Origin of the sequence: Bacillus sp. 7_6_55CFAA_CT2 (assembly GCF_000238655.1) — a bacterium.
GTDB classification, from domain to species: domain Bacteria; phylum Bacillota; class Bacilli; order Bacillales; family Bacillaceae_G; genus Bacillus_A; species Bacillus_A cereus.
Genome location: NZ_JH414711.1, coordinates 173,183 through 187,732 on the forward strand (window position 1 = coordinate 173,183; position 14,550 = coordinate 187,732).

Genomic DNA, 14,550 nt, shown 5'->3' on the forward strand with positions numbered 1-14,550 from the left:
TTTTTTGTAGCATATTTGTGCGACTTTTGTTTATAATGAATAGTATGGATTTTTTTAAGCAGGCCGTTATATATAAGATTATATTTGATGAAAGGAAGTGCCGCATAAGTGGATTTTAAGCAATATTCACCAGAAGAGCTAAAAGAATGTTCAATGATTGAAGTTGTACATAGCGTTTTAGGGGATAAAAAACAAGCAACGACATTCAACGAGTTGGTTCAAGAAATCGCTCAAGTGCTGGGACTATCTCAAGAGCAAGTTAATGCGAAAATCGCACAATTTTATACAGACTTAAACATCGATGGACGTTTCATTAATTTAGGAGAAAATCGTTGGGGGCTACGCAGCTGGTACCCATATGAGCAAATTGATGAAGAAATCTTGCCTCAACCAAAACCGAAGAAGAAACGTAAAGTTGAAGAAGACGGTTTTGACGACTACATTGAAGAAGATGAAGACTTCGACGATGCAGACATAACTGAAGATGAAGATGATGATGTAGAAGATTTGGACAAGGTTCTTGAAGATGAAGACGGAGATGACGATGATCTTGATGATTTAGATGAAGATGATGACGACTTCGCCGAAGAAGAACTTGAGTATGATGAAACTGAAGAAGAAGAAGAGGAAGAACTGTAGTTCTTGACTTTTCATTATCGTCCATGTAGAATCATTTTTGGGCTCTTTAAAAAAGGACGATAATACTTTTAAAGTGTAAATATAAAAGAAAATTGCTCCCTACTTATTACTTTTTGTGATGAGGGGAGCAATTTTCTTTTTTGTTTTTTGTTTAGAAAATAAAAAGAGTCTAACAATAAGATGGATACAGTGTTATCTACATACGTTGCGCTTTGCAACGGTGATTATATAACAACAGAGTAGAAGGGAGCTTTTTCATGACTAAGTATATTTTTGTAACAGGCGGTGTAGTATCGTCTTTAGGAAAAGGTATTACAGCAGCATCTCTTGGAAGACTTTTAAAAAATCGTGGTTTAAACGTAACGATTCAAAAGTTTGATCCATACATTAACGTAGACCCAGGGACTATGAGCCCATACCAACACGGTGAGGTATTCGTAACAGATGATGGCGCTGAAACTGACTTAGACCTTGGTCACTATGAGCGTTTCATCGACATTAACTTAAACAAATACAGCAACGTAACAACAGGTAAAATTTACTCTTCAGTTCTTCAAAAAGAGCGTCGCGGTGAATATTTAGGAGGAACAGTTCAAGTTATTCCTCATATTACTAACGAAATTAAAGAACGCGTATATCGTTCTGGTCGTGAAACAAATGCGGATGTTGTTATTACAGAAATCGGTGGAACTGTTGGTGACATCGAGTCTCTACCATTCTTAGAAGCAATCCGTCAAATTAAGAGCGACATCGGTCGTGACAATGTAATGTACATTCACTGTACGTTAATCCCGTACTTAAAAGCAGCGGGTGAAATGAAGACAAAACCAACACAACATAGTGTTAAAGAACTTCGTAGCTTAGGTATTCAACCAAACATTATCGTTGTTCGTACAGAAATGCCTGTTTCTCAAGATATGAAAGACAAGCTTGCATTATTCTGTGACATCGATACAAAAGCAGTTATCGAAGCTCGCGATGCAGATACTTTATATGCGGTTCCATTATCTCTTCAAGAACAAAACATGGACCAAATCGTTTGTGATCACTTAAAATTAGACAATCCAGCTGCAGATATGACAGAGTGGACTGCGCTAGTTAACAAAGTGCGTAATCTTTCTAAGAAAACAAAAATCGCTCTTGTTGGTAAATATGTAGAACTTCAAGATGCTTATATTTCTGTTGTAGAAGCACTTCGTCATGCTGGTTACTCATTCGACACAGATGTAGAAGTAAAATGGGTAAATGCTGAGCACGTAACAGCAGAAAACGTAAAAGAATTAGTTGGCGATACAGATGGTATCCTTGTACCAGGTGGCTTCGGCGATCGTGGTGTAGAAGGTAAAATCGTTGCGATTCAATATGCTCGTGAAAACAAAGTTCCATTCTTAGGAATTTGCTTAGGTATGCAACTTGCATCAATCGAATTCGCACGTAATGTATTAGGTTTAGAAGGTGCTAACTCTTCTGAAATCAACCCTGACACACCATATGCAATCATCGACTTATTACCAGAACAAAAAGATGTAGAGGACCTAGGTGGTACACTTCGTCTTGGTCTATACCCATGTAAGCTTGCTGAAGAAACAAATGCTTACAATGCTTATAATGAGCCGGTTGTATATGAGCGTCATCGTCATCGTTATGAGTTCAACAACCAGTTCCGTCCGGATATGGAAAAAGAAGGATTTGTATTCTCTGGTACAAGCCCAGACGGCCGTCTAGTTGAAATCATTGAATTAAAAGACCACCCTTGGTTCGTGGCAGCACAGTTCCACCCAGAACTTGTTTCTCGTCCAAACCGTCCACAACCATTGTTCCATGACTTCGTAAGAGCTTCTATTACGAATAAAGAGAGCAAGTAATAAAAAAAGCGCCTGAAATAAGGCGCTTTTTTAATATTCATTTAACATTTCATCGATTGTAAATTTGATTCCGTGATAAGCAAATAAAGCTACTATTAAACTTGGGAATCCGTAGCGATTACCTTCATCGTCTGGAATAAGACCTTTTAACAGTTTTGTATCAATATGTACGTCTGTATATCTTTCGAGTGATTCCGTACCTTCTTGAAGAGCAGAAATGCCGACAATAGAGTGTCCATCTGCTTGTAGTCTTTTTGCAATTTCTACAATCGCTTCATCTGTTGAAAAACGGCTAATAAGAAGTACACGATCCGCAGAGGTTACTTCTGCTTCTTTACCATTTTCAAATAAGCGTTTTGCTTGCTTCATTGGTTCAGCACCGAATAGTGCCTCGGCAACAACGCCTTCCATTTCATTTGTACCATGTAAATAAATGAAACCATCGCCAACTAGTGCTTGAGCAAGTAAACGAGCACTATCTTCTATATTCATTTCTTCTTTTTGAGAAACTCTGGAGAAATAACCACTTAATTGAGTTGAAAAAATTTTTAACATAATGTTACTCCCTTCGTACGTGTTTGCCGGCTTTCATTATAGTTTATTTTTTTAGAAAGGTGAAATCGTAGGGTAGCATAACAAAATAGGAAACGGTAAAATAAGAAAGAATAGGAAGGAATTTGCCAAAGAATAGCGAAAATAAATCGTTAAGATATAAGAAGCTTTAAATCTTGTACTTACACAGAAAGGTTGGGAATTATGGAAGGTAAAATTTTAATCGTTGATGATCAATATGGGATTCGTGTGCTATTACATGAAGTGTTCCAAAAAGAAGGTTATCAGACATTCCAAGCAGCAAATGGATTTCAAGCTTTAGATATCGTGAAAAAAGATAATCCAGATTTAGTAGTGTTAGATATGAAAATTCCAGGCATGGATGGTATAGAGATTTTAAAGCATGTAAAAGAAATTGATGAGAGTATTAAAGTAATTTTAATGACTGCTTATGGAGAGCTTGATATGATCCAAGAAGCAAAAGATTTAGGTGCTTTAATGCATTTTGCTAAACCATTTGATATTGATGAAATTCGTCAAGCTGTGAGAAATGAGCTCGCTGTAGAGGCGTAAAAATGAATTTTTTATAAAAAATATGGAAAAAAGCGTTTACATGGACTATTGTGCAGGTGAATACGGTTGAGTTTTTGAGTACAAGTTGTTATCCTATTGAGTGTAGAAAAAAGTCCGGTATGTAGATATACATATTTTACCTTATTCTGGTCATACTACCAGCGATAAGAACTTATCGGATACAAAAAACGTTTTTTAGGAGGATTCACCATGCCTTTAGTTTCTATGAAAGAAATGCTAAACAAAGCACTAGAAGGAAAATACGCAGTTGGTCAATTCAACATGAACAACTTAGAGTGGACTCAAGCTATCTTAGCTGCTGCGGAAGAAGAAAAATCTCCTGTAATCCTAGGTGTATCTGAGGGTGCAGCTCGTCATATGACTGGTTTCAAAACAGTTGTAGCTATGGTTAAAGCTTTAATCGAAGAAATGAACATCACTGTTCCTGTAGCGATTCACCTTGATCATGGTTCAAGCTTCGAAAAATGTAAAGAAGCAATCGATGCAGGTTTCACATCTGTAATGATCGACGCTTCTCACCACCCATTCGAAGAAAACGTTGAAACTACTAAACAAGTAGTAGAATACGCACACGCTCGTAACGTATCTGTTGAAGCTGAGCTTGGAACAGTTGGCGGACAAGAAGACGACGTAATCGCTGAAGGCGTAATTTACGCTGACCCAGCAGAGTGTAAGCACCTTGTTGAAGCAACAGGTATCGATTGCCTAGCTCCAGCTTTAGGTTCTGTACACGGTCCTTACAAAGGTGAGCCTAACTTAGGATTCGCTGAAATGGAACAAGTTCGTGACTTCACTGGCGTACCTTTAGTATTACATGGTGGTACTGGTATCCCAACTGCTGATATCGAAAAAGCTATCTCTTTAGGTACTTCAAAAATCAACGTAAACACTGAGAACCAAATCGAGTTTACAAAAGCTGTTCGTGAAGTATTAAACAAAGACCAAGAAGTTTACGATCCTCGTAAATTTATCGGACCTGGCCGCGACGCTATCAAAGCAACTGTTATTGGTAAAATTCGCGAATTCGGTTCTAACGGTAAAGCGTAAGAATAAAATTCCGTTTTGGAAACCGTCTAGTCTTTTAGACGGTTTCCTTTCGTTGTATAATGAAAGCGTGAACAAGTCTAAAGATTTTATCATTTTTGGTTTTTAAATAGAAAATAATGTGCATAGTCCTATTAATAAATGTGATAACGTATCTAAATTGATAAAGTGAATTCGATGAATAGTTGATCTTTATCTATTCGTGCTACAGGAGAAATGAAGATAATGGTTTCCTATTTATTGAGTTTTGGGATGGAAAGAGTAATTGAGATTCTTAAGGGGAGCTTTCTATAAAAAGATAGAAAGTAAATACATTCACAAGAAGGGAGCTCAATATGGAAAAATTGCTAATTGAAGGCGGAAGAGCTTTAAATGGAACAATTCGAGTAAGTGGTGCAAAGAACAGTGCCGTTGCATTAATTCCAGCGACAATTTTAGCAGATACTCCAGTAACTATTGGTGGTGTCCCTAATATTTCGGACGTGAAAATGTTAGGAGACTTACTAGAGGAAATTGGAGGGAAAGTAACTTATGGACAGGAGGAAGAAATGGTAGTCGATCCTTCTAACATGGTTGCAATGCCTTTGCCAAATGGAAAAGTGAAAAAATTGCGCGCTTCTTATTATTTAATGGGTGCAATGCTTGGCCGTTTTAAAAAAGCTGTTATTGGGCTTCCGGGTGGATGTCATTTAGGCCCGAGGCCGATTGATCAGCATATTAAAGGGTTTGAAGCGCTAGGTGCACATGTTACGAATGAACAAGGTGCCATCTATTTAAGAGCAGATGAGCTACGCGGGGCACGTATTTATTTAGATGTTGTTAGTGTAGGAGCTACAATTAATATTATGCTAGCAGCTGTACGAGCAAAAGGTAGAACTGTTATTGAAAATGCAGCGAAAGAGCCTGAGATCATTGATGTAGCTACATTGTTAACAAGCATGGGAGCACGTATTAAAGGTGCTGGTACTGATGTAATCCGAATAGATGGTGTTGACTCTTTACATGGTTGTCACCATACTATCATCCCAGATCGTATTGAAGCTGGTACGTATATGATTCTAGGAGCTGCATCAGGAGGAGAAGTAACGGTTGATAACGTTATTCCTCAGCATTTAGAATCAGTTACTGCAAAGCTAAGAGAAGCTGGTGTTCAAGTTGAAACGAACGATGATCAAATTACGGTGAACGGTAATAGAAAGTTAAAAGTAGTTGATATCAAAACGCTTGTATATCCAGGTTTTCCAACGGATTTACAACAGCCGTTTACGACGCTTTTAACAAAGGCGCACGGGACGGGAGTTGTAACAGATACAATTTACGGTGCCCGTTTCAAACACATTGATGAATTACGTCGTATGAATGCTCAAATTAAAGTAGAGGGTCGTTCGGCAATTGTAACTGGTCCTGTATTATTGCAAGGTGCAAAAGTGAAGGCGAGTGATTTACGAGCAGGAGCGGCACTTGTTATTGCAGGATTAATGGCAGATGGAATTACAGAAGTAACAGGACTTGAGCATATTGATCGAGGTTATGAGAATATAGTGGACAAGCTTAAAGGGCTTGGAGCAAACATTTGGCGAGAACAAATGACAAAGCAAGAAATTGAAGAAATGAAGAACGCATAAGTGATACTTCCGCAAGGGGGAAGCGAAGCATCACTACTTGCGGAAGTACACTTTATAGAAAAACACGATTCACAAAATACGGCAGAAATATAAAGACTTAAAGGAGAGGGATTATCGTGGAAAGAAGTTTATCTATGGAGTTAGTACGTGTAACAGAGGCTGCAGCTTTATCATCAGCGCGTTGGATGGGGCGCGGGAAAAAGGATGAGGCAGACGGTGCAGCAACATCAGCTATGCGTGATGTATTTGATACAATTCCGATGAAAGGTACAGTTGTAATTGGTGAAGGTGAGATGGATGAAGCACCAATGCTATATATCGGAGAGAAATTAGGTACAGGATATGGACCACGTGTAGACGTTGCGGTTGATCCTTTAGAAGGGACAAACATCGTAGCAGCTGGTGGCTGGAATGCTCTTGCTGTTATTGCAATTGCAGACCACGGTAATTTGTTACATGCCCCTGACATGTACATGGATAAAATCGCGGTTGGCCCAGAAGCAGTTGGGGCGGTAGACATTGATGCGCCTATTATTGATAACTTACGTGCAGTTGCGAAAGCGAAAAATAAAGATATTGAAGATGTTGTAGCGACAGTTTTAAATCGTCCACGTCATCAAGAAATTATCGAAGAAATTCGTAAAGCTGGTGCGCGCATTAAATTGATTAATGATGGAGATGTAGCTGGAGCGATTAATACAGCGTTTGATCGTACAGGTGTAGATATTTTATTTGGATCTGGTGGAGCACCTGAAGGTGTATTAGCAGCAGTTGCTTTAAAATGTTTAGGTGGAGAAATTCACGGAAAACTATTGCCACAAAACGAAGCTGAATTAGCGCGTTGTAAAAAAATGGGTATAGAAGACATTAATCGTATCCTTCGTATGGAGGACTTAGTAAAAGGTGACGATGCAATCTTTGCAGCAACAGGCGTAACAGATGGAGAACTATTACGCGGTGTTCAATTTAAAGGTAGCGTAGGAACAACGCAATCCCTTGTTATGCGCGCAAAATCAGGCACAGTTCGCTTCGTAGATGGTCGTCATAGCTTAAATAAAAAACCGAACTTGGTTATTAAATAAAAAGCGTAAGCAGCTCGTTCAGAATGGGAAGGGGATGGAGCTTCTGACGTAGAGGCGCTTTTTGCCTCGTAGGAAGAAGTGAAGCCACCGACCATTCTAGCTGCTGAAGCTGGATTAAATAAAAGGTGGAAGCGGCTCGATCAGAAAGGTTAAAATGGTCGACTTTTCTAACTATCGGAGCTGGAACTAAATTAAATAAGAAGCGAAGACAAATTTTCTTGTCTTCGCTTCTTGTATTTGTGTTCCAACGTATTGATTAAAACTAGATAAAAGGGTTACAATAGTGAATATTACCCTACTTGAACTTATTGCCTTTCATTATTAATTATTTGCCTTCCGTATTTTTTCCCTTTACCCATGAAAAAAGAGAATAACGTTAAAGTGTGGTGTCTGAATGAATTTGTCAATTGCAGCATTAGAAAACATGAAATTAAAAGAGTTATACGAGCTTGCGAAAGAATTTAAGATTTCGTATTATAGCAAATTAACGAAAAAAGAGTTAATTTTTTCTATTTTGAAAGCTCGAGCAGAAAAAGAAGGTTTCTTTTTCATGGAAGGCGTATTAGAAATTATTCAATCAGAAGGATTTGGATTCCTACGTCCTATCAACTATTCTCCAAGCTCAGAAGATATTTATATCTCAGCTTCGCAAATTCGTCGTTTCGATTTACGTAATGGAGATAAGGTTTCTGGTAAAGTACGACCTCCGAAAGAAAATGAACGCTATTTTGGGTTATTACAAGTTGAAGCTGTAAACGGAGATGATCCAGATTCAGCAAAAGAGCGTGTGCATTTCCCTGCATTAACACCATTATACCCAGATCGCCAAATGAAATTGGAAACGGAACCTAAAAAGTTACCGACACGCATCATGGATTTAATCGCACCAGTTGGATTTGGACAACGTGGTTTAATTGTTGCGCCTCCAAAGGCTGGTAAAACAAGTCTATTAAAAGAAATCGCGCATAGTGTTACAACAAATCATCCGGAAGCAGAATTAATTGTACTTTTAATTGATGAGCGTCCAGAGGAAGTAACAGACATTGAACGTTCTGTTAAAGGAGATGTTGTAAGTTCTACTTTTGATGAAGTGCCAGAAAATCATATTAAAGTAGCTGAGCTTGTGTTAGAACGTGCGATGCGTCTTGTAGAGCACAAGAAAGATGTTATCATTTTAATGGATAGTATTACCCGTTTAGCTCGAGCTTACAACCTCGTTATTCCACCAAGTGGTAGAACATTATCAGGTGGTATCGATCCAGCTGCCTTCCATAGACCGAAGCGTTTCTTTGGAGCTGCGCGTAATATTGAAGAAGGCGGTAGCTTAACAATTTTAGCAACAGCCCTTGTTGATACAGGATCACGTATGGACGATGTTATTTACGAGGAATTTAAAGGAACTGGAAATATGGAACTTCACTTAGATCGTTCATTAGCTGAACGTCGTATCTTCCCGGCGATCGATATTCGTCGTTCTGGTACACGTAAAGAAGATCTATTAATTCCAAAAGAACATTTAGACAAGTTATGGGGCATTCGTAAAACAATGCGTGATACACCAGACTTCGTTGAAAGTTTCTTACGTAAGCTTCGTCAAACGAAGACAAATGAAGAGTTTTTACAAAACATTGTTGCAGACTCAAAAAGGTATGTAACAACTAAGTAAAGGGAAAAAATCAGGACTCGCTTATTTTATAGTAAGCGAGTTTTTTATGCTGTTTAGGTGATATTAAAGAGAGAGATAAGTGAGAGAACCTTAGCTGGTCAGAGCTGAGCGAGCCGTCTACACTTTAAGATAATATCCAGTTCCGGTGGCTAGCTCTTCGCATCTAAGAACCTTCCGCCCGAAAGGTAAAAAGCACCTTTAGGGCGAAAGAACCTTAGCTGGTCAGAGCTGAGCGAGCCACCTCCACTTTAAATTTAATATCCAGCTCCAGCGGCTAGAATGGTCGGTGGCTTCGCGTCTTCCTACGAGGCAAAAAGCGCCTCTACGTCAGAAGCTCCATCCCCCTCCCATTCTGAACGAGCCGCTTGCGCTTTTAAATTGTATCTAGTTCCGACGGCTAGCTCTTCGTGTCTAAGAACCTCCCGCACTAAAGGTAAAAAGCACCTTTTGTGCGAGAGAACCTTAGCCAGTCAGAGCTAAACGAGCCGTCTACACTTTTAATTTCAAAAGACAAAAACAGGTAGTTGCAAAATGAAGTTAGCCTTGTTATAATTTCATCATATGTGTTTCATCAATATAGTTGTGTATGCAGCTGAAGATGAAAAACTCTGTTTCGAAAATGATTCAGGGCGGAAGGAGATGAAAAGAATGAAAGCAGGAATTCACCCAGATTACAAGAAAGTTGTATTCATGGACACAAACACAGGCTTCAAATTCTTAAGCGGATCTACTAAAGGATCTAACGAAACTGTTGAGTGGGAAGATGGTAACACTTATCCATTACTAAAAGTTGAGATCAGTTCTGATTCTCACCCATTCTACACTGGACGTCAGAAGTTTGCTACTGCAGACGGACGCGTTGACCGCTTCAATAAGAAATACGGTCTTAAGTAATAAAAACATAAAACAGGCAAGTGTATGTATTCGCTTGTCTGTTTTTTTTGCGAAAATATTATACCTTTACCCTACTTTTAACTGAAAAGTAGATGAAAGGAGAGCTTCATGTACTTAATAAATCAAAATGGCTGGATTGAAGTGATTTGCGGTAGTATGTTTTCTGGCAAGTCAGAAGAGCTAATCCGCCGTGTGCGCCGTACGCAATTTGCAAAACAACATGCAATTGTATTTAAACCATGTATTGATAATCGATATAGTGAAGAAGATGTAGTATCACATAACGGATTAAAGGTAAAAGCAGTTCCTGTTTCAGCTTCAAAGGATATATTTGAACATATTACAGAAGAGCTGGATGTTATTGCAATCGATGAGGTGCAATTTTTTGATGGGGACATTGTGGAAGTGGTGCAAGTATTGGCAAATCGTGGCTATCGTGTCATTGTAGCTGGTTTAGACCAAGATTTCCGTGGTCTACCATTTGGACAAGTTCCTCAGCTGATGGCGATTGCTGAACATGTGACAAAACTACAAGCAGTATGTTCTGTATGTGGATCTCCAGCAAGTCGTACACAAAGATTAATTGATGGAGAACCAGCGGCATTTGATGATCCAATTATTTTAGTTGGAGCTTCAGAATCGTATGAACCGCGTTGTCGTCATTGTCATGCAGTACCTGCAAACAAAGATAAGTAAAACTCGCTGCGCAAGGCGGGTTTTTTTCAAAATAGAGAGAATGAGCGGTGTGAGCCGCTTACGCTTTTAAATATATCTAGTTCTGGTGGCTAGCTCTTCGCATCTAAGAACCTTCCGCCCAAAAGGTAAAAAGCACCTTTAGGTCGAAAGAACCTTAGCTGGTCAGAGCTGAAAGAGCCACCGCCACTTTTAAATATATTATCTAGCTCCAGCGGCTAGAATCTCCGGCGATTTCACTCTCTCGCTTGAAGCAAAAAGCGCTTCAAGGTCGAGAGTTGAAAGTGGCCTGCGATTCTGAAAGAGCCGCTTGTGCTTTTAAATATATCTAGTTCTGGTGGCTAGCTCTTCGCATCTAAGAACCTTTCGCCCAAAAGGTAAAAAGCACCTTTAGGTCGAAAGAACCTTAGCTGGTCAGAGCTGAAAGAGCCACCGCCACTTTTAAATATATTATCTAGCTCCAGCGGCTAGAATCTCCGGCCATTTCGCTCTCTCGCTCGAAGCAAAAAGCGCTTCAAGGTCGAGAGCTCCAATGGCCTGCGATTCTGAGCGAGCCGCTTGCGCTTTTAAATATAATTTGCGTTTTTTTGAGTAAGTACCATATACTATTTGTATTAGATACTAGGATGTAGAGGTGAATGATGTGTTAGATCGTTTGCAAGCTGTAGAAAATCGTTATGAGAAGTTAAATGAATTGTTAAGTGATCCAGCGATTATTAGTGATTCGAATAAGCTTCGTGAATATTCAAAGGAACAGTCTGATATACAGGAAACGGTAGAGGTGTATCGTGAGTATAAGGATGTTCGTGAGCAATTAAAAGATGCGAAAGCAATGTTAGAAGATAAGTTAGACGCAGAAATGCGTGAAATGGTAAAAGAAGAAGTTTCTGAGTTAGAATCACAAGATAAAACATTATCAGAGCGTCTGAAAATTTTACTTGTTCCAAAAGACCCTAATGATGATAAGAACGTTATCGTTGAGGTTCGTGGAGCTGCTGGTGGAGACGAGGCAGCTTTATTTGCTGGTGACTTATACCGTATGTATAGCCGTTACGCTGAGGTACAGGGCTGGAAAACGGAGATTATTGAGGCTAGCTATACAGAGTTAGGTGGATATAAAGAGATTATCTTTATGATTAATGGTAAAGGTGCTTTCGCGAAGCTGAAATTCGAGAATGGTGCTCACCGTGTACAACGTGTTCCTGAAACGGAATCTGGTGGACGTATTCATACATCTACAGCAACTGTAGCTGTATTACCAGAGGCAGAAGAAGTAGAAATTGATATTCACGAGAAAGATGTTCGTGTTGATACATTCGCTTCTAGTGGACCTGGTGGACAGAGCGTTAATACAACGATGTCAGCGGTGCGTTTAACGCATTTACCGACTGGTGTAGTTGTATCTTGTCAGGATGAGAAATCACAGATCAAGAATAAAGAAAAAGCGATGAAAGTATTACGCGCACGTGTTTATGATAAGTTTAGACAAGAAGCGCAAGCTGAGTATGATCAAAACCGTAAACAAGCTGTTGGTACGGGAGATCGTTCAGAGCGTATTCGTACGTATAACTTCCCGCAAAACCGTGTTACAGACCATCGAATCGGTTTAACGATTCAAAAGCTAGATCAAATCTTACAAGGTAAGTTAGATGATTTCATCAATGCCTTAGTGATGGAAGATCAGGCTCAAAAGATGGAGGCAGCTGAGTAATGCGTGTCTATGAAGCCCTGAAATGGGCTTCTTCTTTTTTACAGGAAAATGGACGAGATGAAAATGCGGGAGAAATTGTCCTTTGTCATGTATTAAAGGTGAACAGAACAGGATTACTTATGAATATGCGTGAAGAAATAACTGAGGATCAAGAGAAAAGCTTTACGGAGTTTATCCACAAGCATGTAGAAGGTATTCCTATTCAATATATGATTGGTTATGAAATGTTTTATGGACGGTCTTTCTTTGTGAATGAAGAAGTATTAATACCAAGACCGGAAACAGAAGAGCTTATAGTGGGAGTATTAGAAAGAATCGAGCGCCATTTTGGTGATGAGAAACTACATGTAGCAGATATAGGTACAGGTAGTGGAGCGATTTCTATTACGCTTGCTTTAGAAAATAAAAATCTTCATGTTTATACAGTAGATATTGCACAAGGGTCGATTGAAGTTGCAAAAGAAAATGCAAAAGCTTTAGGTGCAGAAGTAACGTTCTATCACGGTGATTTATTGTTACCATTTCATAAAACGGGTCAAAAACTAGATGTTGTTGTTTCAAATCCTCCATATATACCGGAAGAGGATTGGCGTGGTCTTTCTCCTGTTGTGAAAGAGCATGAGCCGAAGAGAGCACTTGTTGGTGGTGAAGACGGATTAGATTTCTATCGCCGTTTTATGGAAGAATTGCCGAATGTGTTGCAGAAGAAAGCGATTGTGGCGTTTGAAATTGGAGTAGGACAAGGTGAGGATGTAAAAAGATTGTTACAACAAGCTTTTCCACATGCTCATGTTGAGGTTGTTTTCGATATTAACGGAAAAGATCGTATGGTATTTGCAGAGATGGAGTAAGGTTCACACCTTACTCTATTTTTTTGTGGAAAAATTCATATAGATTTTAAATTTAATAGTTTAGAAAGATGAAAGTCTGTCCACACTGTTTGTAGAAGGGACGGTGGAGGAAATGAAAAAACAAGTTATTGCTTATCTTCTTATACTATTAATTGGTGCACAGTTACTTGTGCAGTTTGGATATATGAAAGCTGATGCGAAAGGGCCTTCAGTTATTCCGAAAGAGGCCGTTCGATTAAGAATTTTAGCAAATAGTGATTCAGATAAAGACCAGGCATTAAAGCGTAAAGTGCGTGATGAAGTAAAAGCACAAATTGATGGATGGGTAGCGGATTTAACTTCATTTGAAGAGGCACGCAAAGTAATTCAAAGTCATATTCCAGAAATCGAGAAAACGGTGGAAAATACGTTAAAAAGAGAAGGAAGTAAAGATTCATTTCAAGTGAAATTTAGTAAGAATGTAAAGTTTCCTACAAAGGTATACGGGAATTTTATTTATCCAGCAGGAGAATATGAAGCAGTATTAATCACAATTGGAGAAGGTGAAGGGGCGAACTGGTGGTGTGTATTATTTCCACCAATGTGTTTCTTAGATTTTTCGAGTGGGACAGCTGTAAGAAAAGAAGAGCACGTTGTAAAGGCGGAATCTCCTGAAGAGGAGCAGGTGAAACAACTAGATGAGGAAGTAATAGATAAAGAAGAGAAGAAAGTAGATAAGGTAAAAGAAACGAAAGCTGTAAAGCAGGAAGTAGTAAAAAAAGTAACAGCTTCTGAAAAGAAAGTAGTAAAAAATGAAACAAAAGTCGAAGAGCAGCCTGTAAGTAAAGAAGAAATAAAAACTGTGGAAAAAGTGGAGAAACCTGTGGAGAAAAAACAAGAAAAACAAAATGAGTATGTAAAAGTAGAAGAGGAAGAAGAAAAGCCAGAAGTTAAATTGTTTATTGTAGAAGCTTTTACATCTTTATTCTCTAAATAGTACTATTAATAAATCCCTCTTCATATATAAAAATGAGGAGGGATTTATTATGAAGAAAGTGTATTTTGCTACGAAAGCAGATGTGGAAAGATTACATTCTTTTTTCGGACAAGCTAATAAAAAAGATGATAAAATAAATGAGTTGTACGCACAATTTATGATTTTGGAAGAGGCGGAAGAAATACGAGCTGTAATTGGTTATGAACAAAGTGGGGAAGATGTGCTTATTCGTTCTTGTTTATTCACACCTCATGTGGATAAACAGACTTTCTTATATTTTTTGTTAATAGTTTTGTTCAGTATATGAAAGAAAAAAGTAAGTTCTAACAAATTAGTACTTACTTAACAAATACATCCA

The 14,550-nt window shown here is 38.6% G+C and carries 13 protein-coding genes and 1 pseudogene; 13 read left to right on the forward strand and 1 reads right to left on the reverse strand.

The window, feature by feature from the left end:
* Positions 1–108 precede the first annotated feature (108 nt).
* Together rpoE and pyrG are read left to right on the forward strand one after the other, a co-directional pair.
* Positions 109–639 (forward strand): DNA-directed RNA polymerase subunit delta, encoded by a 531-nt coding sequence (gene rpoE / locus HMPREF1014_RS21450; RefSeq protein WP_000346284.1) that lies wholly within the window; start codon positions 109–111, stop codon positions 637–639.
* A gap of 257 nt (positions 640–896) precedes the next feature.
* On the forward strand, positions 897–2,504 hold the full coding sequence (gene pyrG, locus HMPREF1014_RS21455) for a CTP synthase (protein ID WP_000170460.1): 1,608 nt from the start codon (positions 897–899) through the stop codon (positions 2,502–2,504).
* Positions 2,505–2,534: 30 nt separating this feature from the next.
* Here the strand turns inward: pyrG and HMPREF1014_RS21460 are convergent, their stop codons facing one another.
* Entirely contained in the window at positions 2,535–3,059 is a 525-nt protein-coding gene (locus HMPREF1014_RS21460) for a DUF2529 domain-containing protein (protein WP_000912401.1), read from the reverse strand.
* Between the two features lie 201 nt (positions 3,060–3,260).
* On the opposite strand from HMPREF1014_RS21460, the gene spo0F reads away from it, so the two are divergent.
* From spo0F to HMPREF1014_RS21520, 11 genes and pseudogenes are all read left to right on the forward strand, one after another.
* Positions 3,261–3,629 (forward strand): sporulation initiation phosphotransferase Spo0F, encoded by a 369-nt coding sequence (gene spo0F / locus HMPREF1014_RS21465; protein ID WP_000398594.1) that lies wholly within the window; start codon positions 3,261–3,263, stop codon positions 3,627–3,629.
* Positions 3,630–3,839: 210 nt separating this feature from the next.
* Positions 3,840–4,697: a class II fructose-bisphosphate aldolase gene (locus tag HMPREF1014_RS21470; RefSeq protein ID WP_001131855.1), complete on the forward strand. Its 858-nt coding sequence runs from the start codon at positions 3,840–3,842 to the stop codon at positions 4,695–4,697.
* Between the two features lie 332 nt (positions 4,698–5,029).
* Complete coding sequence (gene murA, locus HMPREF1014_RS21475; protein WP_000413254.1) at positions 5,030–6,319, forward strand: UDP-N-acetylglucosamine 1-carboxyvinyltransferase; 1,290 nt, start codon at positions 5,030–5,032, stop codon at positions 6,317–6,319.
* Between the two features lie 116 nt (positions 6,320–6,435).
* The gene (gene glpX, locus HMPREF1014_RS21480; RefSeq protein ID WP_000442340.1) at positions 6,436–7,401 is read left to right on the forward strand and encodes a class II fructose-bisphosphatase; all 966 of its coding nucleotides are present in this window, start codon (positions 6,436–6,438) and stop codon (positions 7,399–7,401) included.
* 394 nt (positions 7,402–7,795) lie between these two features.
* Complete coding sequence (rho, locus tag HMPREF1014_RS21490) at positions 7,796–9,067, forward strand: transcription termination factor Rho (RefSeq protein WP_001053903.1); 1,272 nt, start codon at positions 7,796–7,798, stop codon at positions 9,065–9,067.
* A 648-nt stretch (positions 9,068–9,715) separates the two neighbouring features.
* Complete coding sequence (locus HMPREF1014_RS21495) at positions 9,716–9,961, forward strand: type B 50S ribosomal protein L31 (RefSeq protein WP_000643433.1); 246 nt, start codon at positions 9,716–9,718, stop codon at positions 9,959–9,961.
* Between the two features lie 108 nt (positions 9,962–10,069).
* Positions 10,070–10,657, forward strand: coding sequence for a thymidine kinase (locus HMPREF1014_RS21500; protein WP_000280859.1), 588 nt, complete (start codon positions 10,070–10,072; stop codon positions 10,655–10,657).
* Between the two features lie 640 nt (positions 10,658–11,297).
* Complete coding sequence (gene prfA / locus HMPREF1014_RS21505) at positions 11,298–12,365, forward strand: peptide chain release factor 1 (protein ID WP_000887064.1); 1,068 nt, start codon at positions 11,298–11,300, stop codon at positions 12,363–12,365.
* Positions 12,365–13,216 (forward strand): peptide chain release factor N(5)-glutamine methyltransferase, encoded by an 852-nt coding sequence (prmC, locus tag HMPREF1014_RS21510; protein WP_001267057.1) that lies wholly within the window; start codon positions 12,365–12,367, stop codon positions 13,214–13,216. Before prfA ends, prmC begins: the two co-directional genes overlap by 1 nt.
* A 112-nt stretch (positions 13,217–13,328) precedes the next feature.
* On the forward strand, positions 13,329–14,192 hold the full coding sequence (gene spoIIR, locus HMPREF1014_RS21515; protein ID WP_000745063.1) for a stage II sporulation protein R: 864 nt from the start codon (positions 13,329–13,331) through the stop codon (positions 14,190–14,192).
* 49 nt (positions 14,193–14,241) lie between these two features.
* A pseudogene (locus HMPREF1014_RS21520) lies at positions 14,242–14,510 on the forward strand (GNAT family N-acetyltransferase); the annotation flags it as partial.
* Between the last annotated feature and the right edge of the window lie 40 nt (positions 14,511–14,550).

Bases quoted from the DNA above. Each gene is read 5' to 3' on its own strand.
- HMPREF1014_RS21500 (WP_000280859.1), top strand. From the start codon at position 10,070: ATGTACTTAATAAATCAAAATGGCTGGATTGAAGTGATTTGCGGTAGT.
- spo0F (WP_000398594.1), top strand. From the start codon at position 3,261: ATGGAAGGTAAAATTTTAATCGTTGATGATCAATATGGGATTCGTGTG.
- murA (WP_000413254.1), top strand. From the start codon at position 5,030: ATGGAAAAATTGCTAATTGAAGGCGGAAGAGCTTTAAATGGAACAATT.
- spoIIR (WP_000745063.1), top strand. From the start codon at position 13,329: ATGAAAAAACAAGTTATTGCTTATCTTCTTATACTATTAATTGGTGCA.
- HMPREF1014_RS21460 (WP_000912401.1), bottom strand. From the start codon at position 3,059: ATGTTAAAAATTTTTTCAACTCAATTAAGTGGTTATTTCTCCAGAGTT.
- HMPREF1014_RS21495 (WP_000643433.1), top strand. From the start codon at position 9,716: ATGAAAGCAGGAATTCACCCAGATTACAAGAAAGTTGTATTCATGGAC.
- pyrG (WP_000170460.1), top strand. From the start codon at position 897: ATGACTAAGTATATTTTTGTAACAGGCGGTGTAGTATCGTCTTTAGGA.
- HMPREF1014_RS21470 (WP_001131855.1), top strand. From the start codon at position 3,840: ATGCCTTTAGTTTCTATGAAAGAAATGCTAAACAAAGCACTAGAAGGA.
- prmC (WP_001267057.1), top strand. From the start codon at position 12,365: ATGCGTGTCTATGAAGCCCTGAAATGGGCTTCTTCTTTTTTACAGGAA.
- rho (WP_001053903.1), top strand. From the start codon at position 7,796: ATGAATTTGTCAATTGCAGCATTAGAAAACATGAAATTAAAAGAGTTA.